This window comes from Novosphingobium sp. Leaf2, from assembly GCF_001421325.1.
In the GTDB taxonomy this organism is placed as follows: domain Bacteria; phylum Pseudomonadota; class Alphaproteobacteria; order Sphingomonadales; family Sphingomonadaceae; genus Novosphingobium.
Window position 1 is genome coordinate 37,505 of record NZ_LMJY01000012.1, and the last position, 23,734, is coordinate 61,238.

At 63.7% G+C, this 23,734-nt stretch carries 21 protein-coding genes; 14 read left to right on the plus strand and 7 right to left on the minus strand.

Annotated features, from left to right (window positions below):
* Positions 1 to 31 precede the first annotated feature (31 nt).
* Positions 32 to 1,444: a glutamate ligase domain-containing protein gene (locus ASE49_RS06835; RefSeq protein WP_056769699.1), complete on the plus strand. Its 1,413-nt coding sequence runs from the start codon at positions 32 to 34 to the stop codon at positions 1,442 to 1,444.
* On the opposite strand, the gene ASE49_RS06840 is transcribed toward ASE49_RS06835, so the two are convergent.
* A complete protein-coding gene (locus ASE49_RS06840) occupies positions 1,445 to 2,389 on the minus strand; it encodes a DUF808 domain-containing protein (protein WP_056769700.1) in 945 nt (314 codons plus the stop codon).
* Between the two features lie 181 nt (positions 2,390 to 2,570).
* Between ASE49_RS06840 and ASE49_RS06845 the strand changes: the two genes are divergently transcribed.
* Both ASE49_RS06845 and ASE49_RS18870 read left to right on the plus strand, forming a co-directional pair.
* Entirely contained in the window at positions 2,571 to 3,395 is an 825-nt protein-coding gene (locus ASE49_RS06845) for a flagellin N-terminal helical domain-containing protein (protein ID WP_056769702.1), read from the plus strand.
* A gap of 214 nt (positions 3,396 to 3,609) precedes the next feature.
* On the plus strand, positions 3,610 to 3,999 hold the full coding sequence (locus ASE49_RS18870; RefSeq protein ID WP_082456348.1) for an SWIB/MDM2 domain-containing protein: 390 nt from the start codon (positions 3,610 to 3,612) through the stop codon (positions 3,997 to 3,999).
* A 66-nt stretch (positions 4,000 to 4,065) separates the two neighbouring features.
* Here the strand turns inward: ASE49_RS18870 and ASE49_RS06855 are convergent, their stop codons facing one another.
* A complete protein-coding gene (locus ASE49_RS06855; RefSeq protein WP_056769704.1) occupies positions 4,066 to 6,732 on the minus strand; it encodes a M1 family metallopeptidase in 2,667 nt (888 codons plus the stop codon).
* Between the two features lie 259 nt (positions 6,733 to 6,991).
* Here ASE49_RS06855 and rpsF point away from each other — a divergent pair, with 259 nt between their 5' ends.
* From rpsF to ASE49_RS06885, 7 genes are all read left to right on the plus strand, one after another.
* Positions 6,992 to 7,354, plus strand: a complete 363-nt coding sequence (rpsF, locus tag ASE49_RS06860; RefSeq protein WP_056770904.1) for a 30S ribosomal protein S6 — start codon at positions 6,992 to 6,994, stop codon at positions 7,352 to 7,354.
* A 3-nt stretch (positions 7,355 to 7,357) separates the two neighbouring features.
* Positions 7,358 to 7,582 carry a 30S ribosomal protein S18 gene (gene rpsR, locus ASE49_RS06865; RefSeq protein ID WP_056769707.1) on the plus strand — a complete coding sequence of 75 codons (225 nt, stop codon included), beginning with the start codon at positions 7,358 to 7,360 and terminating at the stop codon, positions 7,580 to 7,582.
* A 14-nt stretch (positions 7,583 to 7,596) separates the two neighbouring features.
* Positions 7,597 to 8,199, plus strand: coding sequence for a 50S ribosomal protein L9 (gene rplI / locus ASE49_RS06870; RefSeq protein ID WP_056769708.1), 603 nt, complete (start codon positions 7,597 to 7,599; stop codon positions 8,197 to 8,199).
* 155 nt (positions 8,200 to 8,354) lie between these two features.
* The gene (locus tag ASE49_RS06875) at positions 8,355 to 9,785 is read left to right on the plus strand and encodes an AMP nucleosidase (RefSeq protein WP_056769711.1); all 1,431 of its coding nucleotides are present in this window, start codon (positions 8,355 to 8,357) and stop codon (positions 9,783 to 9,785) included.
* A gap of 29 nt (positions 9,786 to 9,814) precedes the next feature.
* On the plus strand, positions 9,815 to 10,162 hold the full coding sequence (locus ASE49_RS18145; protein WP_156370174.1) for a hypothetical protein: 348 nt from the start codon (positions 9,815 to 9,817) through the stop codon (positions 10,160 to 10,162).
* A gap of 223 nt (positions 10,163 to 10,385) precedes the next feature.
* Complete coding sequence (locus ASE49_RS06880; RefSeq protein ID WP_056769713.1) at positions 10,386 to 13,178, plus strand: TonB-dependent receptor; 2,793 nt, start codon at positions 10,386 to 10,388, stop codon at positions 13,176 to 13,178.
* A 113-nt stretch (positions 13,179 to 13,291) separates the two neighbouring features.
* Complete coding sequence (locus ASE49_RS06885) at positions 13,292 to 14,059, plus strand: hypothetical protein (protein WP_056769716.1); 768 nt, start codon at positions 13,292 to 13,294, stop codon at positions 14,057 to 14,059.
* A 16-nt stretch (positions 14,060 to 14,075) separates the two neighbouring features.
* On the opposite strand, the gene ASE49_RS06890 is transcribed toward ASE49_RS06885, so the two are convergent.
* The 5 genes from ASE49_RS06890 to plsY form a co-directional block, all read right to left on the minus strand.
* Positions 14,076 to 14,255, minus strand: coding sequence for a hypothetical protein (locus ASE49_RS06890; protein WP_056769718.1), 180 nt, complete (start codon positions 14,253 to 14,255; stop codon positions 14,076 to 14,078).
* Positions 14,252 to 16,846, minus strand: a complete 2,595-nt coding sequence (topA, locus tag ASE49_RS06895; protein WP_056769721.1) for a type I DNA topoisomerase — start codon at positions 16,844 to 16,846, stop codon at positions 14,252 to 14,254. Before topA ends, ASE49_RS06890 begins: the two co-directional genes overlap by 4 nt.
* Positions 16,847 to 16,946: 100 nt before the next feature.
* Positions 16,947 to 17,585, minus strand: coding sequence for a hypothetical protein (locus ASE49_RS06900; RefSeq protein ID WP_056769724.1), 639 nt, complete (start codon positions 17,583 to 17,585; stop codon positions 16,947 to 16,949).
* A 26-nt stretch (positions 17,586 to 17,611) separates the two neighbouring features.
* Positions 17,612 to 18,730 carry a DNA-processing protein DprA gene (dprA, locus tag ASE49_RS06905; RefSeq protein ID WP_056769727.1) on the minus strand — a complete coding sequence of 373 codons (1,119 nt, stop codon included), beginning with the start codon at positions 18,728 to 18,730 and terminating at the stop codon, positions 17,612 to 17,614.
* Positions 18,727 to 19,311, minus strand: coding sequence for a glycerol-3-phosphate 1-O-acyltransferase PlsY (gene plsY, locus ASE49_RS06910; RefSeq protein WP_056769728.1), 585 nt, complete (start codon positions 19,309 to 19,311; stop codon positions 18,727 to 18,729). Before plsY ends, dprA begins: the two co-directional genes overlap by 4 nt.
* A 110-nt stretch (positions 19,312 to 19,421) precedes the next feature.
* On the opposite strand from plsY, the gene murI reads away from it, so the two are divergent.
* From murI to ASE49_RS06930, 4 genes are all read left to right on the plus strand, one after another.
* Positions 19,422 to 20,270, plus strand: coding sequence for a glutamate racemase (murI, locus tag ASE49_RS06915; protein WP_056769730.1), 849 nt, complete (start codon positions 19,422 to 19,424; stop codon positions 20,268 to 20,270).
* Between the two features lie 23 nt (positions 20,271 to 20,293).
* Entirely contained in the window at positions 20,294 to 21,094 is an 801-nt protein-coding gene (locus ASE49_RS06920) for a hypothetical protein (protein ID WP_235522910.1), read from the plus strand.
* Between the two features lie 128 nt (positions 21,095 to 21,222).
* Positions 21,223 to 22,437: a 5-aminolevulinate synthase gene (gene hemA, locus ASE49_RS06925; protein ID WP_056769735.1), complete on the plus strand. Its 1,215-nt coding sequence runs from the start codon at positions 21,223 to 21,225 to the stop codon at positions 22,435 to 22,437.
* 131 nt (positions 22,438 to 22,568) lie between these two features.
* Complete coding sequence (locus ASE49_RS06930; protein WP_056769738.1) at positions 22,569 to 23,669, plus strand: NADH:flavin oxidoreductase/NADH oxidase; 1,101 nt, start codon at positions 22,569 to 22,571, stop codon at positions 23,667 to 23,669.
* Positions 23,670 to 23,734: the final 65 nt, after the last annotated feature.

Below are 23,734 nucleotides of genomic sequence, written 5' to 3' on the forward strand. Positions count from 1 at the left end.
ACAAGCGGCAAGGCCGCATACGGCTTTATGCATGACGCAATCCACCGACCTGACCGCCCATCCCTGGTTCTTTTGCGGCATCGGCGGCTCTGGCATGTTGCCGCTGGCGCTGATCCTCAAGGGCCACCGCGCGCAGGTCGCCGGGTCGGACCGCAGCCGCGACCAGGGCCGCAGCCCGGAAAAGTTCGCGTGGCTGGCATCACTCGGTTTCGTGTTGCATCCCCAGGACGGCAGCGGAATCGTATCGGCGGAGCAGACTCTGGTGGCGTCTGCCGCCGTGGAAGCCACGGTGCCCGAAGTGGTGCGCGCCGCCGCGCTGGGCTGCGCGCGCATGAGCCGGGCGCAGTTGCTGGCAACGCTGTTCAACGCCGCGCCGCAGGGCATTGCGATCGGCGGCACCTCCGGCAAGTCCACGGTCACCGGGATGACCGGGTGGATCCTGACGCACGCGGGCGGTGATCCTACGATCATGAACGGGGCGGTGATGAAGAACTTCGCCTCGCCGGATGCCCCCTTCGCCAGCGCGCGCGTGGGCCAAGGGGCAGTATTTGTATCGGAAGTGGACGAGAGCGACGGGTCCATCGCGCTGTATCGCCCCCACGTGGCGGTGCTGGGCAATGTCAGCCTCGACCACAAGAGCCTTGAAGAATTGCGCGCGTTGTTCGGCGATTTCCTCAGCCGCGCTGCCGTCGCCGCGATCAATCTGGACGATGCCGAAACCGCAGCACTGGCCTCGCGCGCCAAGGCTCTGGTAACTTTCGGTATCACCAGCCCGAAGGCGCAGATCGGTGCGCTCGACATTGTGGAAGGCCCGACCACCCTTGCCGCAACGATCGTCGACCGCCGTGACGGAGCGAGCTATCCGCTGCGCCTGCAGGTTCCCGGGCGCCACAACCTGTACAATGCGCTTGCCGCCATCGCCGCTGCGAACGCGGCCGGCGTCGATCTGGGCACGGCGGTAGCGGCGCTGGGTTCTTTCGCAGGGCTGGCGCGGCGCTTTGACATCGTCGGCACGTCGCCCGCTGGCATTACCGTGATCGATGATTTCGGCCATAACCCGGACAAGGTTTCGGCCACGCTGGCGACCCTGAAAGCCCATCCCGGGCGGGTGATCGCCTTCTTTCAGCCGCACGGCTACGGTCCGCTGCGACAGATGGGGGCGGAACTGGCCGAAGTGTTCGCGCAGCGCCTGAGTGCCGGCGATATGACGATCCTTTGCGATCCGGTCTATTTCGGTGGCACGGTTGATCGCAGCGAAGGCAGCGAACGGATCGTGCGGCTGATCCAAAGCCACGGCGGCACGGCGGAATATATCGCCGACCGCGCCGACTGCGGCACCCGTATCGCCGCTCTCGCCCGCCCCGGTGATCGCGTGGTCATCATGGGCGCGCGCGACGATACGCTGACGACGTTCGCCCGAGAACTGCTGGCCGAATTGCCCTGATCAGTGGGCCTTGCCGCGTGCCTTGGCGACGATGTGAACGATCGTCGCCACGATGCCGCCCAGCACGAGGCCGACGATGGCCGATACCAGTGTCTTCCCTAGCCAGCCCGCTACCGGCCCCAGCGGTCCTGCCGCTTCAGCAACTGTATCATGAACGACATGCGAGACATGCGCGGGTTGAGGCACGCCTAAGCCCTCCAACCCATGCACGATGATGTCTCCACCAACCCACAGCATCGCCACGGTGCCGACCGTGCCTAGCACCTTGAGAACCACCGGCATCGCTTTCAGCAAAAATCTTCCCGTCGCTTGCGCCGCGGCGCTGGCCTTTTTCGTGAGATGCAGCCCCACATCGTCCATCTTCACGATGAGCGCCACTGTGCCGTATACCGCGACGGTGATGACGATGCCCACCAGCGCCAGCGCCACCGCCTGTATGAATATCGTTTTGTCGCCAACTTGCCCAAGCGCGATCGCCATGATTTCGGCCGAGAGGATAAGGTCGGTGCGCACTGCCCCTGACACGCGCGATTTCTCGAACGCGGCAACGTCTTCGACCGGGTCTTCCAGCGTTTCCCCGTGCTTGGCGCCGCTCAGCTTCTCGAGCACTTTTTCCGCACCCTCGAACGCCAGGTACAGCCCGCCGACCATCAGGATGGGGGTGATCGCCATCGGCAGGAACGCGCTCAGCAACAGAGCGATCGGCAAGAGGATGATCAGCTTGTTGAACAAGCTGCCCTTGGTGATCTTCCAGATGATCGGCAGTTCGCGGTCCGGCGTGAAACCGGTGACGTAGCCGGGCGTCACCGCCGCATCGTCGATCACCACGCCGGCGGCCTTGCTGCCGGCTTTCGCTACTCCTGCCCCCACATCATCGAGCGAGGCGGCGGCGGCGCGGGCAATGACGGACACGTCATCAAGCAGTGCAACTAGGCCGGATGGCATCGGTGAAATAACCCCTTGTCGTTTGCAGGTACGAACAAGCGTAAAGCCTTGGGCAGGAATGGCGCTGCGATCAAGCGAAAGCACAAAGCTCTTAAATCCTGCGGGACCCCGCCGTTCTGTCTGACATGCGAAGGACGCTCCACTTCCGGGGCTTTCCGCAGAGACTTACCGGGGATTATTCATGTCAGTCATCAACACCAACATCAGCTCGATCCGCGCCGCGAACGCCTCCAACGCCGCCAACAAGATGCTCGGCACGGCGATGGAGCGCCTGTCGACCGGCAAGCGCATCAACTCCGCCAAGGACGATGCCGCAGGCCTCGCCATCTCCACCTCGATGACCTCGCAGATCCGCGGCATGAGCCAGGGCGTGCGCAATGCCAACGACGGCATCTCGCTGGCGCAGACCGCCGAGGGCACGCTGTCGGAAGTGGGCAACATGCTGCAGCGGGTGCGCGAACTGGCGATCCAGTCGGCCTCGGGTACCTACCAGACGTCCGACCGCGCCGCGATGCAGCAGGAAGTCACCGCGCTGACCACGCAGATCAACGACAGCTTCACGCAGACCAAGTTCAACGGCAACACGCTGATCTCGACCACGGCGGGCACTGACCTCACCTTCGATATCCAGACCGGCTCGAACGGCGGCGAGAAAGTGACGCTGACCAGCAAGGCGATCGACGGCACCAACCTGTCGGCCACCGCGCTCGACGTGACCGACGCCGCCAAGGCGACCACCACGCTCACCAACGTGGACAAGGCGCTGGGCGACGTGAACGCCACCCGCGCCTCGCTGGGCGCCGGCCAGAACCGCCTGGAATCGGCGATCAACAACCTGACCAACACCGTCACCAACCTGTCCGACGCCCGCAGCCGCATCGAGGACGCGGACTATTCGGCAGAAACCACGCAGATGGCCAAGGCCCAGATCCTGAGCCAGGCCTCCACCGCAATGCTGGCGCAGGCTAACCAGAGCCAGCAGAACGTCCTGTCGCTGCTGCGCTAAGCGCCGCGCCGACAATACTGGCCTCCCGTCCCCCGGAAGGTGCGCCCGGCAGTCATCATCGCATGACCGCCGGGCGTTTCGGCGTGGGGGAGTAAGACGGCAGCACGGGGGGCACCTGCCTCACAATGCGCGTGCCCCGGCAACTTTTCGCCCACCCGGCGAATTGCTCAGATGTCGAAGCGTCGATCCGGCGCAAGCAACTGAGGAAAGCCTGATGAGCAGCACCAAGGAAGCCGCAGCTAAAAAGCCGGCCGCCAAGAAAACCTCCGCCGCCAAAAGCGCGGCCAAAGCCACTGATTCCAAAACTACTGCCCCCAAAGCCACCAAGGCCAAGGCACCGGCAAAGGCCGCCGGGGGTGCCAAAGGTGGCATCGCCGCGCCCGTCACCCCCTCGCCCCAGCTTGCCGAGATCGTCGGCAAGGATCAGCTGCCCCGCAGCGAAGTGGTGAAGAAAGTGTGGGACTACATCAAGAAGCACGACCTGCAGGACCCGAAGGACCGCCGCCAGATCCTGGCCGACGAAAAGCTCGAAAAGATCTTCGGTGGCAAGAAGTCCAGCATGTTCGAAATGAACAAGCATCTTGCGGCGCATCTCACCGCCTGATTGCGCGGCCCTCACGATAGCATAACCGGCCTGCGCCTTTCAGCGAGGCGCAGGCCGGCTTACGCGTCAATACTTGGCTTTAGCCAGCCACGCATCCACTTCAGGAATGCGCGTCTGTGCAACCTTTATGCGATCCTGGATTTTGGCGATGGCCTCGTCCACCGGACGACGCGAGCCGGCAGCCAGGTGCCCCTTGGCATAGGCGTCGAGCTTGCCGGGCATCGCTGGGTCGGCGCTATCCTGCGCCAGACGGCCCACAAACCGGGTCGCGCCCGACGCATCCACACGCTTCATCACCGCATCGTAGTTCGCCAGCACGAAGTCGAACGCCTTGTCCGGGTGTTCTTGCGCCACAGCGCTCACGATCACCGGGCTGGTCGTCACCCCTGGCTCATCGGTGAGTGACAGGGCCAGCGCCTTGTCCGCCAGCGCTGGGTCGCGCGCCAGGCCCAGCTGCGCATAAAGCGTTGTCTTCACCTGAGCTGACGTTTCGGTGCGCGCCATCTCATGCAGCACGTCCCATGTCGCCGCATCCGCATTGATCGCAACTACGCGTTGGATCGCCAAGCGCACCGAAGGATCGATGGCAGACGGATCGCTGCGTGATGCCGCGAGACGGCGGCGTGCTTCGGCAACGACGGTCGGTTCGCCAAGGCTGCCCAGATCGCCGATCAGCGTGCTGCGCAAGTTCCCGGCCGTCGCCGGCTCGTTCGCCTTGGGGGTCCATCCAAGCGCGTTCAGCACCGGCAGCAACCGCGCCGCGGCAAACCGTGACAGCGCCGCCGTGCGGGCGGGGTTACCGCGTGCATAGTCAGCCAGCCCGTCGATCACTTGCGCTGCCCGCTCCATGACCTGCGGCGAGGCATCGGCGGGCAGTGCCGCGATCAGCCCCAGCATGTCGGCCATCGGCTGGTTGCCGGCATAACCCAGCGCCACCGCATCGTTGAGGATACCCAGCTGATCGACCGGCTGCACCGAACCGATGCCCTTGGTCAACTGCGCGAACGTGCGCGGATCATACTGCACGCGGTAATACCCGGTCTGCCCGGCGTTCACGACCACGGGGCCGCATCCGGCGACCTTGAGCGCGCCCTTGCCCTGCAACAGCATCTCCGCCTCGCCGCCCGCACCGGCAGCGCGCACGGGCACGCGCCAGGCCAGCGGCTGCTTGCCGGGACGGTCGCGCGTGAATTCGCCCTGCTCCAGCGCCAGCGCGGTGGTGCCCCCTGCGCAGCTTTCGGTCACCTTCACCAGCGGGATACCCGGCTGCAGGGTGAAATCGTGCGCGATAAGGCTGATCGGCTTGCCAGAGGTTTTGTCGATCTCGCGCCACAGATCGTCGGTCACCGTGTTGGTATGGGCATAGCGGCGCATATACGCCTGCACGCCGGCCTGCCACTTGTCGGAGCCCGCATAGGCTTCGAGCATGCGGATCGTCGCTTCGCCCTTGGAATACGTGATATTGTCGAAGGCCTGGCTTGCTTCCTCCACCGTTGCGATGTGCTGGATGATCGGATGGGTGGTGACGTAGCTATCCTGACTCATCGCGCTTTCGCGTGAACCCAGTGCGGTCAGCTCAGGGTGCCACTCAGGATGGAACTTGGCGGTCGCGCGCCCTTCCATCCACGAGGCGAAGCCCTCGTTGAGCCACAGGTCGTCCCACCACGACATGGTGACAAGATCGCCGAACCACTGGTGCGCCATTTCGTGGGCCACCACGGTGAAGATACGCTCACGCAGTTCGTTCGACGCGATCTTGGGATCGAGCAGCATCGCGTTCTCGAAATAGAAGATCGCGCCCCAGTTCTCCATCGCGGAGAAGAACTGGCTGCGGCCCGGCGCGGCGACATGGTCCAGCTTGGGCAAAGGGTACGCCGTGCCGAAATAGTCGTTCATCCACGGCAGCAGGTCCGCCGAGGCGTTGAGCGCGTAATCCGCCTGCGCCACGTCGCCGCGCTTGGTCAGCACGCCCACTTCGGTCGCGCCGGCCATCTTGGTCTTGCGTTCAAAATCGCCGACACCGAAGAACAGCAGGTACGTGGACATCTTCGGGCTGGTGCCGAAAGTGACCAGCGTCTTGCCGCCGCCAAGGTCCTTGCGGTTCGTGACCGGCAGGTTGCCTACCGCCATTTCGTCGGTCGGCACCACGGCCTTGAGGTCGAACGTGGCTTTCCAGAACGGCTCGTCCCAGCTGGGCATGAAGCGCCGCGCGTCGGAGTTTTCGAACTGGGTGAACAGCGCGCGCTTGCTGGTGCCGTCCTTGGCCTTGTAATCCAGCGCGAACAGCCCGAACGCCTGCGTGTTGATCTTGCCGGTGTAATCGATGGACAGCACGTAGCGGCCCGGCGTGATCGTCTTTGCGAAAGTTAACGTTGCAGTCTGCGCCTCGGCGTTCAGGGCAACGCTGGCCGTGCCCATCGCCTTGCCCGCGCTCGAAGCCAGGATGGCCTTGCCGATCGCTAGGTCGGCGGCATGCAGCGTGATGGCGCTCGTTGCCTCCACCACATCCACGGTTATTGCCGCCTTGCCGGCGAATGTCAGCGCCTTTGCATCGGGCGTCACGGTCAGGTCATAGTGGCTGGGGCGCACGCTGCGCGGCAGCTGCGTCGTCACCGTGTCAGCGGTCGCACCCTTGCTGGTGGAGGCTTGCGCAAAAGCGGCCGACGGCACCATGGCCGGCAGGGCGGCGCTGGCCAGAAGCGTGAGAATGGCGGTACGAACGGCTGTTTTCATGGAACGACTCGCTGATATTTCAGTATGACCGTCTTGCTAACGCGCGATCCGAAACGCGCAACAATTTAACGATTCGGCGCAACATCCCCATACTCGAATTGGGACATGGCCGGCGCGCAGGGGTTGCGTTCTGTGGCCAATAGGCTAAGGGCCCGCCTTCGCCGTCGCAGACGGGCCGAAAAACCCGAAGAAAGCCGGAGGGGCCCCGCAATCCCGCGGACAAGCCAGCGATCGGTTGGACCAGATGAAGGAAATTGCCGTGGCTCTCTATGAGCACGTGTTCCTGGCACGCCAGGACCTCAGCCAGGCGCAAGTCGATGCACTTGCCGCCGCCGCCACCGAGATTGTCGAGTCGAACCAGGGCAAGGTCATCAAGACCGAAGCCTGGGGCCTCAAGAATCTCGCCTACAAGATCAAGCGCAACCGCAAGGCGCACTTCGTTCTGCTGAACATCGAAGCCAACGGCGCCACCGTCGCCGAGCTCGAGCGTCAGACCTCGATCAACGAGGACGTGATCCGTTACGTGACCATTCGCGTTGACGAGCACGAGGAAGGCCCCTCGGTCATGATGCGCAAGAGCGACCGCGAGCGTACGCGCCGTCGTGAACGTGAAGGAGCCTGATCCATGGCACGTGCATTCTTCCGCCGCCGCAAGTCGTGCCCGTTCTCGGGCAAGAACGCGCCGACGATCGACTACAAGGACGTACGTCTGCTGCAGGGCTTCATGTCCGAGCGTGGCAAGATCGTTCCGAGCCGCATCACCGCGGTTTCCGCAAAGAAGCAGCGTGAGCTGAGCCAGGCGATCAAGCGCGCCCGGCACATCGGCCTGCTGCCCTTCATCGTCAAGTAAGGAGGGCCAGACCCATGCAGATCATCCTCCTGGAACGCATCGAGAAGCTCGGCGCCATCGGCGACGTCGTCTCGGTCAAGGACGGTTACGCCCGTAACTTCCTGCTGCCCAACAAGAAGGCCCTTCGCGCCAACGAGGCGAACAAGAAGGTCTTCGAAGCCAACCGCGCCAAGATCGAGGCTGAAAACGCCGAACGTCGCACTGCGGCGCAGGCCAATTCGAGCAACGTCGAAGGCAAGCAGGTCGTCCTGATCCGTGCCTCGTCCAACTCGGGCCAGCTGTACGGCTCGGTTTCGGTCCGCGACATCGTGGACGCGCTGAACGCCGAAGGCGCCAACGTGGCCAAGCACATGATCGTGCTGGAACGCCCGATCAAGACGCTCGGCATCTTCGACGTCAAGGTCAGCCTGCACCCTGAAGTGTCCGTAAACGTCAAGGTGAACGTCGCGCGTTCGCCCGACGAGGCCGAACTGCAGTCGCAGGGCGTGGACGTGATGGCTGCGATGTTCGAGCAGGACGTTGCCGGCTTCACCGAAGCGTACGATCCGAACGCCGAACCCGGCGAAATCGCGGTCGACGAGCCCGAGGGCGAAGGCGAGGCGCAGGCCCAGGCCTGATCCCGCCCTCAGCTCTCGCAACCGATACGACAAAAAGCCCTCGCTTCTCACGAAGCGGGGGCTTTTTGCGTGATACTCTGTGTTCAGCACCACGCCCACCAAGCGCGTGGTACGCACGCCATTGCACCGCAACACAAAGTGCGTAATACGTCGTCATGCAGAAGACGAACGATACCCTCGCGGAACTGGTCCGCGTTTACGATGCCGCTGTTGCCACCCTGAAGGCCGATATTACCGCCTTCGTCGAACACGGCACCCTTCCCCCCGCCGATCGCCGCGAAAAGCGCCTCTGGACGTATCCGGAACTGCGCATCACCTATCGCGGCACCGAACGCGCGGCGCGCGCCTCCCGTGCGTTCGGTCGCCTCGAAAGCGCGGGCACCTACACTACCACGATCACCCGCCCTCACCTGTTCGCCGATTATCTGGCCGAGCAGCTGGCGCTGATCGAGGCGGAGTACGAGGTCGATTTCGACGTTGCCCCGTCCGCGCAGGAAATTCCCTTTCCCTATGTGCTGGAAGGCGTGGCGGTCGGCGCGGTGAGCCCGCAAGACCTGGCGACGCATTTCCCCAGCACCGATCTGGCGATGATCGGTGACGAGATCGCGGACGGCATCCACGTCTTCGCGCCTGACGAGGCGCAGCCGCTGGCCCTGTTCGACGGTTTGCGCACCGATTTCAGCCTGGCGCGTCTGGCGCACTATACCGGCACCAGCCCGGACCATTGCCAGCGCTTCATCCTGTTCACCAACTACCACCGCTATGTGGACGAGTTCGTGGACTGGGCCGGAAAGCAGGTGGGATCAGACGGCTACGTCGCGCTTTCGGGTGCTGGCGGGCTGTACCTGGATGCGCCGACGGACAACGCCCGCGTCCGCCTGTCAGACACGGCATGGCGGCGTCACCAGATGCCGGCCTATCACCTGATCCGCCCGGATCGCTCCGGCATCACGCTGGTCAACATCGGCGTCGGGCCTTCCAACGCCAAGACCATCACCGATCACCTGGCGGTGCTGCGGCCCGAGGCATGGCTGATGATCGGGCACTGCGGGGGCCTGCGCGAAAGCCAGCGCATCGGCGACTATGTGCTGGCCCATGCGTACTTGCGTGACGATCACGTGCTGGACCCGGTGCTGCCGCCTGAAATCCCGCTCCCCGCGATCGCCGAGGTCCAGCAGGCACTGGCGCAGGCCGCCGAGATGGTGAGCGGTGAAGGCGGCACGAACCTCAAGAAGCGGATGCGAACCGGCACCATCGTCACGACTGATGATCGCAACTGGGAGCTGCGCTACAGCGCGTCCGCCATGCGCTTCAACCTCAGTCGTGCGATCGGCATCGACATGGAAAGCGCGACGATCAGTGCCCAAGGGTATCGCTTCCGCGTGCCCTACGGCACCTTGCTATGCGTGTCGGACAAGCCCCTTCACGGCGAACTGAAACTGCCGGGGCAGGCCAACCGCTTTTACGAAGAGGCGATCGCCAGCCATCTCAAAATCGGCCTGATCTGCTGCGACCTGCTGCGCGAACAAGGCGACCGGCTGCATTCACGCAAGCTGCGCGCCTTCAACGAGCCGCCTTTCCGGTAAGATTGCGACAATAGCGGCGAAGCAGGGCGGTGGCCGTTGGCAGCCCCGCCCCGCCAGGCCCTGTCGCACCGTCAGCACAGACAGGGCTTGGCCTGTCCGGCAGCGCAAGATCGCCCCGCGCGCCAGCTGTGTTGCGTGCAGCTATGACTTCCGGAACGCAGCGGCATGTCCGTATCGGCAACCTGCGCCTGAACCCGCTGCGACAACAAACGATCTGCTCGTCAAACGCGTTATTGTGCGCAGAAGAATTTTTATTGCCGCCTTCAAAAACATACAAAGCCGGCAGCGGTATATTCGATCGCAATTTCGTTATTGCGGAGAGCGAAAAGATAAATAATAAATCCGACGATTTAAAAGTTAATACAAAAAATATTTGAATTAAAATAATATGTATTATTTGAAATAATCTGAAATTAATTTCAACTTTATTTCACATATTTTTCATGTATTGAAATTGATGTTGTGAATCTACAACGGCTGTGGCGTATTTAACGCCGCATAACTATTATATAATGACAGTTTCGTGTTGCTGCGGGCAAAGATGCTGCCTGCTTCCGGTGTAGAGGGCCTTGCCCCGCCGGATCCGCGAAAGGAGCACCGATGACATTTCCGCTGAAACGCCTGCTGCTGGCCTCTACCCTGCTCATGGGCTTGCCGGCCACGGCCCACGCGCAGGATACCACGCCGCCTGCCGACGATACCGCCAGTGATGCGCAAGCCATCGTGGTCACCGGATCGCGCCTGCGCAACGCCAACCTGGAGCAGTCCGCGCCGATCATGGCGGTCAGCGCGCAGGAACTGCAGCTGTCGGGTCAGGTAAACATCGAAAACGTGCTGAAGGAACTGCCGCAAGTTCTGCCCGGCAGCACGTCGGCCTCGAACAATCCCGGCGACGGTACCTCCACCGCTGACTTGCGCGGGCTGGGCGCCGTGCGCACGCTGGTGCTTGTAAACGGCCACCGTTACGTGCCGTATGACACCAACCAGATCGTCGATCTCAACACCATCCCCACCGCGCTGATCGAGCGTGTGGACACAGTGACCGGCGGCAAATCGGCCGTATACGGGTCTGACGCTGTCACCGGCGTCATCAACTTCGTCACCAAGCAGGATTTCGACGGCGTTCAGGCGAACGCCAATTACCGCCTGACCAATTCGGGCGATGGCGCCACGTATGACGGTGGCTTGCTGGTTGGTAAGAACTTCGCCGACGGGCGCGGTAACATCACGCTGTACGGCGAATATACCGACCGCAAGGCGATCAAGCAGTCTGCGCGCAGCTACACCGCCGTCACCCAGACCGACGATGGCGCGGGCGGCCTGACGGCTGGCGGTTCCGGTACGATACCCGCCGGCTCGGTGACGCTGGCTGGCAGTAAATACAAGTTCGGCACCGACGGAAGCTACACGCCGTACACCTCGGCAGATGCCTACAACTACGCCTCGGAAAACTACCTGCAGGTGCCGCAAAAGCGCCAGCTGCTGTTCGGGCAGGCGCACTTCGACGTCAGCGAGCACCTGACGCTCTACGCCGAGGGCCAGTACGTGCGTAACAAGACGATCAACCAGTTGGCTCCCACACCGCTGACGGGTACATATCTGCTGGACGACAATTCCTCGTTCCTCTCGCCATCAAGCCAGGCGCTGCTGTCCAGCTACGACACCAATGGCGATGGCTATACCTCGGCCGCCGTCAATCGCCGTCTGACCGAAGTGGGCGATCGCATGTCTGACATCGACAGCAAGGCTTATCGTGCACTCGTCGGTGCGCGCGGCGTTATTTCAGGTGACTGGAACTACGATATCTACGGCAGCTATGCCCGCACCCGCCGGGTTGAAACGCAGTATGGCAACGTATCAGCCAGCCGGGTTCAGCAGGCGCTACTGACCACCCGCGACAGTTCGGGCAATCTGGTCTGCACCGATGCCAGCAACGGCTGCGTGCCGCTCGACATTTTCGGTGCGGGCAACATCAGCCAGGCCGCCGCAGACTTCATTTCACTGACGGCAGTGAACCGCTCCACCATCACCGAGAAGGTGGCGAGCGGCGCGATCACCAACAACAATCTGTTCGACTTGGGAGCAGGCCCTGCGGGTCTGGCTTTCGGCGCGGAATATCGCAGTGAAAAGGGCAGTTTCGATCCAGACGCGGCGCTGGCTTCGGGAGACGTGATCGGCTTCAACGCCTCGCAGCCGACGACTGGCGGCTACAACGTGAAGGAACTGTTCGCCGAAGTGGACGTGCCGCTGCTGGCAGACAAGCCGTTCATAGAGAAGCTTTCGTTCAACGGCGCAGCGCGGTATTCGTACTATTCGACGGCCGCAAAATCGGTCGGCACGTTCTCGGCCGGGCTGCTTTACGCGCCGATCAAGGACATCAGCCTGCGCGGCCAGTTCTCACGCGCCGTGAGGGCACCGACCGTCAACGATCTGTACAGCGGCAACCTGCAGAATTTCGAGACCGCCTCGGATCCGTGCGCCACCAGCGCCGCCACCGCGAACACCAGCCTGTTCAACAGCTGCGTCGCGAACGGGGTACCGGCCGCGAACGTCGGCAATCTCAGCAGCGAAACGCAGATCAACAGCTCGAACGGCGGCAACAAAAACCTGCGCGAGGAAACCGCGAACACTTACACCTTCGGTGCCGTGTTGCAGCCGCAGGCGATCCCGGGACTGTCGCTCACCGTCGATTATTATCACATCAAGATCGACAACTATATCACGGCTGCCGGCACCAACAACATCATCTCGGCATGCTACGGCACTGCCACGAATGGCTGGACGCCGTACGACACAAGCTATTGCTCGTTGCTCCCGCGTGACAGCAACAGCTACCTGATCAACGGCGCGGTCGACAACCTGTCTAACAGTGGCGGTGTGAAGACCGCAGGGATCGACTTTGACGCACAGTACACGGTGGCGCTGGGCTTTGGCGTCAACAAGTCCAGCAAGCTGAACCTGCGCGTTTCAGGCACCCGTTTGCTGAGTTGGCAGTTCAAGCCGATCTCCTCGATCCCCGATCTGGTGGTGGATTGCGATGGCAAGTTCGGCCTGCTGTGCACCAACGTCTATGCAAAGTGGCGCCTGAACAGCCGCGTGACCTGGGCCACCGAAGGCACCACGCTGTCGCTGGCGTGGCGTCACTTGTCGTCAGTGAAGGACGACGATCCCTCCACCGATTACTCGGTCGAGAAGATCAAGGCCTATGACTATTTCGATGCCACGGCCAGCTTCGATGTCGGCGGTCGCTTCACCTGGAATATCGGTATGAACAACATGTTCAACCGCAAGCCGCCGATCCTTGGCGACAACCAGGAACAGGCAAACACGTATCCTTCCACGTACGACGTGTATGGCCGCACGTTCTTCACCGGGATCGTCGTGAACTTCTAAAACGCACCGCCTTTTGCGCCGCCGCCCAAGGGTTTCGCCTGGGCGGCGGTTCATTGCACAGCCTTGAAACATTACGAAATTCGCAAGTCAGGTTACACCCATAGCTTGCGGGCATGCACAGTCATACCCGCCAGACCGGCACCGTGGGCGTCAACCGCCTGATCGCCGCGGCCCTTCGCCTGCGCCTCGTCAGCGACGTGCCCGAGCGCCTTGCGCAAGCCGGGCTGCCCTACCGTCCAAACGGACCGCGCCGCGCCCGCATGGCCGCGATACGGCGCAGCGGCGTGCTGTTTGTCCATGTTCCCAAGAATGCCGGAACCTCGGTCTGCCGCGCTCTTTACGGCACGCAGATGAAGCACGAGACGGTGCGTTATTATGCCAACGTCGCGCCTGATCTGCTGGACCTGCCCAGCTTTGCGATCGTGCGTGATCCGCTTTGCCGGTTCCGTTCGGCCCTGCGGTATGCCCGCAGCGGCGGCACTGCGGAGCGCGCGGTGTCACGGCCGTTTGCCGGCCCTTACCGAGCCTTCGCCGGCATCGACGACGCGCTCAACCACCTGGCCACCGCCCGCAGCGTTTTCCAGATGGACCACATCTTCAGGCCGCAAGCCTGGTATCTCACCAGAGACGACGGGCACTGCCCCATTGACCGCCTGGTGCCGTATGAGGCGATCGAGCGACTTGGCAGCATCGTCGGCCTCGATCGGCTAGACGAACTTCCGCGTCTCAATCGCAGTTCCAGACGGGGCGTGGAAAGCCTGACCGCCAGCCAGGAATCCTTCCTGCGCGATTTCTACGCCGGCGATTTTGCTCTGTGGGAAGAAGCCGGCCGGCAACTGCGCACCTTGGACATGGAACCGCCGTTGCGCCTGCGCGCTTAGGCGGCCCTCGCGTTGTTCAGCGGGCCTTGGAAATCGTCATGCCATGCTGGCGCGCCGCATCCTTGGTCGATTCCTCGGTGCGGTTGAGAGCCTTGGCGATTTCCTTCAACCCCTTGCCTTTGCCGGCAAGGACCTGGAGCTTTTGCAGTTCTTCCGGCTTCCAGGGCTGCTTGTGCTTGGCGAGCTTGTCGCTCATTCGGCGGCCTCCTTGGGCTTTGCGGCTTTCTTTGCCGCAGGCTTCTTGGTGGCCGCTTTCTTGGCCGGCGCCTTTTTTGCAGCGGGCGCTTTCTTTGCAGGTGCCGCCTTTTTCGCCGCCGGCTTTTTCTTGCCCTTGGCCGGCCCCTTGGCCGCCTTTTCGTCGATCAGCACGGTTGCCTGTTCGGCAGTCAGGTCTTCCGGCTTCTGGTCGCGCGGCAACGTGGCGTTGGTGGTGCCATCGGTGACATAGGGGCCATAGCGACCGGCCATCACCTTCATCTCACCGCCATTGGTGGGATGCATACCCAGCACCTTGATCGGCTCTGCCGCGGTGCGCGAACCCGCGCCGCCACGATTGGCCGCGTCAGCCAGCAGGGACACCGCCGCGTTCATCCCGGTATCGAACACTTCAGCCGTCGAACGCAGGCGCGCATACTTTCCATCGTGTGCGAGGTATGGCCCGTAACGTCCTATACTGGCGGTAATATCCTTGCCGCTTTCCGGATGCGGGCCCACGGTGCGCGGCAGGCTGAGCAGTTTGATCGCCCACTCCAGGTTCAACTCGTCGATGTCCTTTGGGATCGACGCGCGCTTGGCCTCCTTCCCCTCGCCCAACTGGATATACGGACCGAAACGACCGGCGCGGCGAAGGATGTCCATGCCAGTTTCCGGGTCCTGGCCAAGACCTTCGTCCTCACCCCCCTCGTTCGCGCCCCCGGGTTGCGCGAACTTGCGGGTGAACTTGCACTCCGGGTAGTTCGAGCACGCGATGAATGCGCCGTAGCGGCCACCGCGCAGCGACAGACGGCCTTCGCCGCACTTGGGGCACAGCCGGGGGTCGGAACCATCATCCTTAGGGGGAAACAGGTAGTCGGACAGGAATTCGTCCAGCGCCTCGGTAACTTCCGAAGGCTTCTTTTCCATGACTTCGTCGGACTTGGGCTTGAAATCGCGCCAAAACGCTTCGAGCAGAGCCTTCCATTCCTGCCGCCCACCAGACACGTCATCAAGCTCATCCTCCATCCCGGCGGTGAACTCGTACGCGACGTAGCGCGGAAAGAACCGTTCGAGAAACGATGTGAGAAGTCTGCCCGATTCCTCTGCAAAAAAACGGTTTTTTTCAGTCCGCACATAATTGCGGTCTTTGATGACCTGCAGTGTGGACGCGTACGTGGAAGGCCGGCCAATGCCCAGTTCCTCCATGCGCTTGACCAGACTGGCCTCGGAATAGCGGGGCGGCGGCTGGGTGAAGTGCTGTTCGGCGCTCACGTCCTTCTTGGCGGGCATATCGCCGGCCTTCATGAACGGCAGCAGGCCCGAGTCCTCCTCGTCCGCCTTGTTATCCTGGCCTTCTTCATACACGGCCAGGAAGCCGGGGAATTTCACTACCTGCCCGCTGGCGCGCAGTTCATTGCGCCCAGTCCCGTCACGCAAAGTGATCGTCGTACGCTCCAGCGCGGCTGATGCCATCTGGCTGGCCATCGCGCGCTTGAATACCAGATCGTACAACTTCGCCTCGTCACCGGAGCCGAACTTGTCGCGGGTGAACTCGGTGGGGCGGATCGCTTCGTGTGCTTCCTGGGCGTTCTTGGCCTTGGTGGAATAGTGGCGCGGCTGTTCGGGCAGATAGTGCCCGGAAAAGCGGTCGGCGATGGCCGCGCGCGCGGCGGAAATGGCGCTGGGGTCCATCTGCACGCCATCGGTGCGCATGTACGTGATCGCGCCCGCTTCATACAGCGTCTGGGCCACGCGCATCGTCTGGCTGGCCGAAAAGCCCAGCTTGCGCGCGGCTTCCTGCTGCAAGGTGGACGTGGTGAACGGCGGCTGAGGGTTGCGGCGGTGGGGCTTGGTCTCCACCCCTTCCACCTTGAACGCGCCCTGCTCCACCGCCGCCTTGGCACGCATGGCAATGCCCTCATCGCCCAGCGACAGGCGATCCAGTTTCTGGCCGTCGAACGTCACAAGCCGCGCGGAAAAGTCCGTGCCGTCATGCGCCATCAGCGCGGCAACGGACCAGTATTCCTGCGGACGAAACGCCTCGATCTCGCGCTCACGATCGACGATCAAGCGCAGCGCCACGGACTGCACGCGCCCGGCCGACTTCGCGCCGGGCAGCTTGCGCCACAGCACCGGCGACAGCGTGAAGCCGAACAGGTAGTCCAGCGCCCGGCGCGCCAGATAGGCGTCGATCAGGTCCTGATCCAGCTCACGCGGCTGGGTCATCGCCTTGGTGACGGTTTCCTTGGTGATGGCGTTGAAGGTGACCCGCTGAACGTCCTTGGGCAGCAGCTTGCGCTTGGCCAGCAGTTCACGCACGTGCCAGGAAATTGCCTCCCCTTCACGGTCAGGGTCGGTCGCCAGGATCAGGCGGTCCGCGCCCTTCACCGCGTCGGTGATGGCCTTCACCTGGCGCTGCTTGTCGCCGTACAGCTCCCAGTCCATCGCGAAATCCTCGTCCGGGCGGACGGAGCCGTCCTTTGGCGGCAGGTCGCGGACATGGCCGTAGCTGGCGAGAACCTTGTAGTCCTTGCCCAGATATTTCTCGATGGTCTTTGCCTTGGCAGGCGATTCTACGATGACAAGCTGCATTCTTTAACTCGATCTGCCCTTACGCGTATGCGCACGCATGTGTACACGTACAGGGTGGGAAGGCTTTGGCCGGTTCGTCAAGCACAACAAGCCGGGCTATCTATATGAACACTTCGGTCAGTTCATCTGCGCGCCCGCTGATGAGGCGATATGCCCCTGCAATCGTCAGCCAGCTGGCCAGTGAAAACAGCGCCTGCCAGACGTTCTGGGCAAGCGCCCAGGCCCATTGCGGCAGTACGGCGTTGTAAACATCGTTGGCCGCGAACGTTCCGACGAGGCCGCCGCCGAATATCGCGAAGATGATCGCGAAAACCGTCAGCAGCGGACGCCAGCATGCAGCGGTGGCCACTCGACTGGACGACAGCGCCTCATACGCACGCTGCTCGTCCTTGACGACGAAGGCGGCGGAAAGCGACCAGCGCAGCGCGATTAATAGCCCCGGCACAACCAGCAGCAGCAACCCCAGCAACGTACCCAGCCCCGCGAGAAACTCGCTGCCCATCAACGAGCCGAGCCGCCAGCGTCCCGCCGGGGCGTCCAGCACCCGCGCGAGAAACGCATATTGCAGCACCAGCCCGACGACCAGTTCGGGGAGCCCAGCCATTTGCCCCATAGCTAGATCCAAAGGGGTGTAGACGCCGATGATCACTGCACCCACCCCAAACACCCCAGAACGATGGCGTGCGACCAGATCGCGCATTTCGCGGACCAGATCAGCCATTTCAAACTGCGATTGCATGGTCGGCCCCTTTTACACGAAACGCATCAGCCAAGGCTGACACGCCCGCCGGCATGACGCACCAGACGGCCGGACAGCTCAAGCTCGATCAGCGCGAGTTGCACCGCAGCGCTACCTTCACCGGACTGGCGCACGAGTTCGTCGATGCTGACCGGCGCCACGGACAGCAGCCCGGCCACGTCGGCAGGCTCTACGCTGGCATCAACGCGCTCCGGCACGGCAGCGGCGAATGGCGTGTAGCCTACCGAATCCCGTACCAGACTGCGCGGGGTGCCGCCAAACGCGCTAAGCTGCTCGATGATCTCGCGCGCATTCTGCACCAACACCGCGCCGTCGCGGATCAATTGGTTGCAGCCGTGGGAACGCGGATCGACCGGCGAGCCGGGGATGGCCATCACGTCGCGCCCCATCTCGCCAGCTAGGCGCGCGGTGATCAGCGAACCCGAGCGCGGCGCAGCTTCGACCACCACAGTGCCGGCAGCAAGCCCGGCGATAATGCGATTGCGGGTGGGGAAGTGGCGGGCCAGCGGCTCGGTGGCCGGCGGCTGTTCGGCCAGCAAAAGCCCGTCTGTCGCCACGTGTTCCTGCATCGCGGCATGTTCGGGCGGATAGGCCACGTCGATCCCGCTGGCGATCACGCCGATGGTCTTGCCCGTGGCCAGCGCGCCGGTGTGGGCCGCACCGTCTATCCCGCGCGCCAGGCCGGAGACCACGCACCACCCCTCGCCTGCCAGATCCTGCGCGATCTCGCGCGCCAGCCTGATAGCGGCGGCAGAGGCATTGCGCGCACCGACCATCGCGACACAGGGCCGCGCGGCCACAGCCAGATCACCACGATACGTCAGGATCGGCGGCGCACCTTCCGCTTGCGCCAAAAGTGCGGGGTAATCCGGCGAGTCGTGAAACAGGTAACGCGCACCGGCCTTGCGGGCAGCCGCGATCTCGTCATGCACCCGGCGCTCCGAGGCGGGCGTATAGCGACGGCCGGAGCGGCCCGCCAATTCCGGCAGCGCGGCAACAGCGCTCGCCGCATCGCCGAAGCGGGCCAGCAGGTGCAGGTAGGTTACCGGCCCCACATTGGGTGAGCGCAGCAGGCGGATGCGGGCGAACGCCTCGTCCTGCGACAGCGCTTCGGTGACGCTCACGCCGGTCTACCGCCGATGCGCGGTTCGGTGCCGGCGCGCAGGCGGGCGATATTTTCCCGGTGCAGGAACAGTACCATTGCGGCGATCAGCGCCAGCACCAGCGCGGCATCCACACGCCCCAGCGCCAATGCGGCCAGCGGGGCGACGATGGCGGCGGTCATCCCCGCAACCGAGGATATGCGCACTACCGCCAGCAGCGCCACCCACGTGAGCGCATAAGCGATGCCCACCGGCCACGCGAGGCCGAACGCCACGCCCGCCGTGGTGGCAACCCCCTTGCCGCCACGGAACCGCAGCCACACCGGAAAGCAGTGCCCCAGAAACGCGCCCAGCGCCGCCGCCGGGGCAAGCTGAGGCCAAAAGTGCGCGACCAGCAGCACCGCCGCGAGTCCTTTCAGCAAGTCGAGCAACAAGGTGGCGGCGGCAAGGCCCTTGCGGCCGGTGCGCAGTACGTTGGTGGCGCCGATGTTGCCCGACCCGATCTGCCGCAGATCCCCTGCACCGAACAGCCGGGCCAAAATGAGCCCGAACGGCACCGACCCGAAGAGATAGCCGATGGCTGCTGCAAGAATCCATTCCATGGGACCGCCTTAGCCTCCCTTCACGCCATACAGAAGCCGGCTTGCGGCTTTGGGCGTTGCTCTTGCTCCATTTCGGCGGTTAACAGGTGGCAAGGTCAGGGAAATCGATAATGGCAAGCCACGTCACTAGCACGCCGCATGAAGGCGGCGACACCAAGCGCGCCGTTGATCCGGCTGCCCCGATCCTGCTGTTCGATTCGGGCGTGGGTGGCCTCACCGTGCTGGAAGAAGTGCGCAAGGCCCTGCCCGACGCGCCGATCATCTATACCGCTGATGCCGCCGGGTTGCCCTATGGCACCAAAACGGAGGCGCAGATCGCGGCGCGCGTGGCGGGGCTGCTGGGCCGCATGGCGGAGCGGTTTCACCCCCGGCTGATCTGTATCGCCTGCAACACCGCCTCCACGATCGCGCTGGGCATGGTGCGCGATGTGCTGGAGGTGCCAGTGGTGGGCACCGTCCCTGCGATCAAGCCGGCAGCCGCAATGACCCGCTCCGGCGTGATCGGGCTGCTGGGCACGCCGGCCACAATCCGCCAGGCTTATGTAGACCGGCTGGAGCAGGAATTCGCCGCGGACAAGCGCCTGCTGCGCCACGGTGCGCCAAGCCTGGTGGACGCGGCAGAGGCCAAGCTGCGCGGCGAACCGGTCGATCAGAACGCGATCGCACAGGCGGTGGATGCCCTGCGCAGCCAGCCTGACGGCGGCGCGATCGACACGGTCGTACTGGCCTGCACCCACTTCCCGCTGGTGCAGGACGAACTCGCCCGCGCCTTCGGACCGGACGTGCGTTTCGTCCACGGCGCGCAAGGGATTGCCCGGCAGGTTTCGCGTCTCGTTGCGGGACAGGAATATGCTCGCCAAGTGCCTGACCAGGCGCTATTTACGGGATCGGGAGACATACCCGAGGCGTACCGCATGAAGCTGGCGCAATACGGGTTGCTTGAGGTCCACAGGATTTGACGCGGCGCCTGAATTTCTGGTTGGTGTCGGTATTGCTCATTGTCGGAATTCCCTACTACTGGCACCTGGTCGATCCGGGTCTGGGGCCGGGAGCGGTCGACCCGGCGGCAAGACCGGTTACAATAACCCAGCTGCGTACCCTGGCGGCAGCCCTGCCGGGACCACGCCCCGCGCAGTTGCGTGTGGAAACGGTGGGCATGGACATGGTTTCGGCCAACATGCTGATGGCGGGCGCGGGCCTGCGATCCTTGCCCACGGTAATGCGGGCATATGAACTGATCGTTCCGGGTGCCGCGCCGATCCTTATCGATGCGGGCACATCGGCGCGTTCGGCGCGCGAGGGCGGCGTCGACATCTACGATCCCAACACCCAGGCCCGGATCGCGCAAGTCCGAACAGTTGCGGCGCACATCGTGCTGCTGGCGGACGAGCCGGCCCATAATGGCGGGCTGGAAGCGGGCAATATGCGCGCGCCCCGCGAACTACCGCCCGCCTCCTCCGATGCGCCTTGGCCGCTTGCCCCCGGCGTGGTGATTATCCCGGCAACCGGCATGGGTCCGGACGTGAACATGGTCTACGTGCAATTTGCCGGTGGGCGCGAAATGCTGTTCAGCGGCGATGTCGCCAAGATCTTCGGCAATTGGGCCGAACTGCGGCTTCCCGCGCGCCTTGGCATGCGCGGCAGGTCCACCGCGTACCGCCGCGCCAATCTGGCCTGGCTCAAGACGATCGCGGCGCTGCACCGCGCCGCGCCGAACATGGCGATCGTTGCCGGCCATGACCCGGCGCCTACGGCGTTTTCTGCGGGCAGGTTTTCCCATTAGCCTTTGCGGACAAGCTGCTGGCAATGGTGCAAGCGATACGCTATTGGCGTCCGCAAAAGCCATCCGGGTAACGGCAATGGCGCAGCGGGAAGGCGCCGGCACCGGCAAGGCAGGATGAAGTCGACACCGTGAATTACGAGCACATCTTCGACCAGGCGATCGAGCGCCTCCACTCCGAAGGCCGGTATCGCGTCTTCATCGATATCCTGCGCAACAAGGGCGCATACCCCAACGCGCGCTGTTTCGCCGGCCACAACGGCCCCAAGCCGATCACCGTGTGGTGTTCGAACGATTATTTGGCGATGGGCCAGCATCCCAAGGTGATCGAGGCGATGGAGGAGGCGCTGCACGATGTGGGCGCGGGCTCCGGCGGCACGCGAAACATCGGCGGCAACACGCATTACCATGTCGATCTCGAACATGAACTTGCCGACCTGCATGGCAAGGAAGGCGCGCTGCTGTTCACCTCCGGTTACGTGTCCAACGATGCCACATTGTCCACACTGGCGCGCCTGCTGCCCGGCTGCGTGATCTTTTCCGACGAATTGAACCACGCCAGCATGATTGCGGGCATCCGCAACTCTGGCTGCGAAAAGAAGGTGTGGCGCCACAACGACCTCGATCATCTGGAAGAACTGCTGGCCGAAACCGACCCGGCCCTGCCCAAGCTGATCGCATTCGAATCGGTCTATTCGATGGACGGCGATGTCGCCCCGATCCACGACATCTGTGACCTTGCCGAGAAATACAACGCCCTCACCTACATCGACGAAGTGCACGCAGTAGGCATGTACGGCCCGCGCGGCGGTGGCATTTCCGACCGGGACGCTGCAGCGCACCGGATCGACATCATCGAGGGCACGCTGGGCAAGGCGTTCGGCGTGATGGGCGGCTATATCGCCACCACCACCAAGATCATCGACTGCATCCGCTCCTACGCGCCCGGCTTCATCTTCACGACATCGCTGTCGCCGGTGCTGGTGGCGGGCGTGCTCGCATCCGTACGCCATTTGAAAAGCTCCAGTGTGGAGCGTGAAGGTCAGCAGCTGTCGGCGGCGATGCTCAAGCAGATGTTCCGCGATGCCGGGCTGCCGGTGATGGATTCCACCACCCATATCGTGCCGCTGATGGTCGGAGATCCGGTGCGCGCCAAGCAGATCAGCGACATACTGCTGGCCGAGTATGGCGCCTATGTGCAGCCGATCAACTTTCCCACCGTGCCGCGCGGCACGGAGCGCCTACGCTTCACGCCGGGCCCTGCGCATACCGAAGCGATGATGCGGGAACTGACCGGCGCGCTCGCCGAAATCTGGGATCGCCTGGAAATGCGCGCTGCTGCCTGAGTGCTTCTTGCCGGCCTGACAGCTTAAGTTGCGCCGTTAACCTGACGCCCCCCTTTTCGCAGCGCGGCACGATCCCCAAGTGACGGGCTTGGCGCACATCGCGCTGTCCGTTCAAGCGAACCGGGGAATTCATGGCCAAATTGTTCGAGCCCTATACCGTGGGCGATCTCACGCTGTCCAACCGCATCATCGTGGCGCCGATGTGCCAGTACTCCGCCGAAAACGGCTGCATGACCGACTGGCATGAGGCGCACCTCGGCCAGCTGGCGCAATCGGGTGCGGGCCTGCTGACGATCGAGGCCACTGCCGTCACGCCCGAAGGACGCATTTCATACGGCGATGTGGGCCTTTACGACGATGCTACCGAAGCGGCGATGGCCAAGGTGCTGGAAAGCGTGCGCCGCTGGTCCAACATCCCCGTCGCGATCCAGCTCGCTCACGCCGGGCGCAAGGCCAGCACCGCCAAGCCCTGGGACGGCGGCGCGCAGATTGCGCCCGGCACCCACAACGGCTGGCAAACGCTATCCGCCTCCGATCTGCCGTTTACGCAGGACGAAAACCCGCCGGTGGCGCTGGACAGCGCCGGGCTTAACCGCATCCGCGTAGCCTTTGCCGAAGCCGCCCACCGCGCAGCGCGGCTGGGGATCGATCTGGTGCAGTTGCACGGTGCCCACGGCTATCTGCTTCACCAGTTCCTGTCGCCACTGTCCAACACGCGCACGGACGAATACGGCGGCAGTCTGGAAAACCGCATGCGCTTCCCGCTTGAGGTGTTCGACGCTGTGCGTGCCGCCTTCCCGGCGGACAAGCCCGTGACCATGCGCGTGTCCGGTACGGACTGGGCCGAGGGTGGCTGGGATATCGAGCAGACAGTAGCCTTCGCCAAGGCACTGGAAGCGCGCGGCTGTGCCGGTATCCACGTATCGAGCGGTGGCCTTGCAGCGCACCAGAAGATACCGGTAGGCCCGAACTACCAGGTGCCGCTGGCCCGCGCCGTCAAGCAGGCGGTGTCGATCCCGGTAGTGGCCGTGGGCCTCATCACCGAGCCGGAACAGGCCGAAGCGATCGTCGCCACCGGCGATGCGGACTTCGTGGCGCTGGCCCGCACCGTCCTGTACGATCCGCGCTGGCCTTGGCACGCAGCCGCTACACTAGGCGCAAAAATCAAGGTAGCGCCGCAGTACCTGCGCAGCCAGCCGCGCCAGTATCAGAGCCTGTTCGTCAAGGCATAAGGCTGCGTATTGCCGCCGCACCGGGTGTTTTCCGGCGCGGCGGCAGGCACGAAAAAAGCCCCCGG

What these genes read in the sequence shown, in the direction of transcription:
- ASE49_RS06835 (WP_056769699.1), top strand. Translation starts at nt 32, where the DNA reads ATGACGCAATCCACCGACCTGACCGCCCATCCCTGGTTCTTTTGCGGC.
- ASE49_RS06840 (WP_056769700.1), bottom strand. Translation starts at nt 2,389, where the DNA reads ATGCCATCCGGCCTAGTTGCACTGCTTGATGACGTGTCCGTCATTGCC.
- ASE49_RS06845 (WP_056769702.1), top strand. Translation starts at nt 2,571, where the DNA reads ATGTCAGTCATCAACACCAACATCAGCTCGATCCGCGCCGCGAACGCC.
- ASE49_RS18870 (WP_082456348.1), top strand. Translation starts at nt 3,610, where the DNA reads ATGAGCAGCACCAAGGAAGCCGCAGCTAAAAAGCCGGCCGCCAAGAAA.
- ASE49_RS06855 (WP_056769704.1), bottom strand. Translation starts at nt 6,732, where the DNA reads ATGAAAACAGCCGTTCGTACCGCCATTCTCACGCTTCTGGCCAGCGCC.
- rpsR (WP_056769707.1), top strand. Translation starts at nt 7,358, where the DNA reads ATGGCACGTGCATTCTTCCGCCGCCGCAAGTCGTGCCCGTTCTCGGGC.
- rplI (WP_056769708.1), top strand. Translation starts at nt 7,597, where the DNA reads ATGCAGATCATCCTCCTGGAACGCATCGAGAAGCTCGGCGCCATCGGC.
- ASE49_RS06875 (WP_056769711.1), top strand. Translation starts at nt 8,355, where the DNA reads ATGCAGAAGACGAACGATACCCTCGCGGAACTGGTCCGCGTTTACGAT.
- ASE49_RS06880 (WP_056769713.1), top strand. Translation starts at nt 10,386, where the DNA reads ATGACATTTCCGCTGAAACGCCTGCTGCTGGCCTCTACCCTGCTCATG.
- ASE49_RS06885 (WP_056769716.1), top strand. Translation starts at nt 13,292, where the DNA reads ATGCACAGTCATACCCGCCAGACCGGCACCGTGGGCGTCAACCGCCTG.
- ASE49_RS06890 (WP_056769718.1), bottom strand. Translation starts at nt 14,255, where the DNA reads ATGAGCGACAAGCTCGCCAAGCACAAGCAGCCCTGGAAGCCGGAAGAA.
- topA (WP_056769721.1), bottom strand. Translation starts at nt 16,846, where the DNA reads ATGCAGCTTGTCATCGTAGAATCGCCTGCCAAGGCAAAGACCATCGAG.
- ASE49_RS06900 (WP_056769724.1), bottom strand. Translation starts at nt 17,585, where the DNA reads ATGCAATCGCAGTTTGAAATGGCTGATCTGGTCCGCGAAATGCGCGAT.
- plsY (WP_056769728.1), bottom strand. Translation starts at nt 19,311, where the DNA reads ATGGAATGGATTCTTGCAGCAGCCATCGGCTATCTCTTCGGGTCGGTG.
- murI (WP_056769730.1), top strand. Translation starts at nt 19,422, where the DNA reads ATGGCAAGCCACGTCACTAGCACGCCGCATGAAGGCGGCGACACCAAG.
- ASE49_RS06930 (WP_056769738.1), top strand. Translation starts at nt 22,569, where the DNA reads ATGGCCAAATTGTTCGAGCCCTATACCGTGGGCGATCTCACGCTGTCC.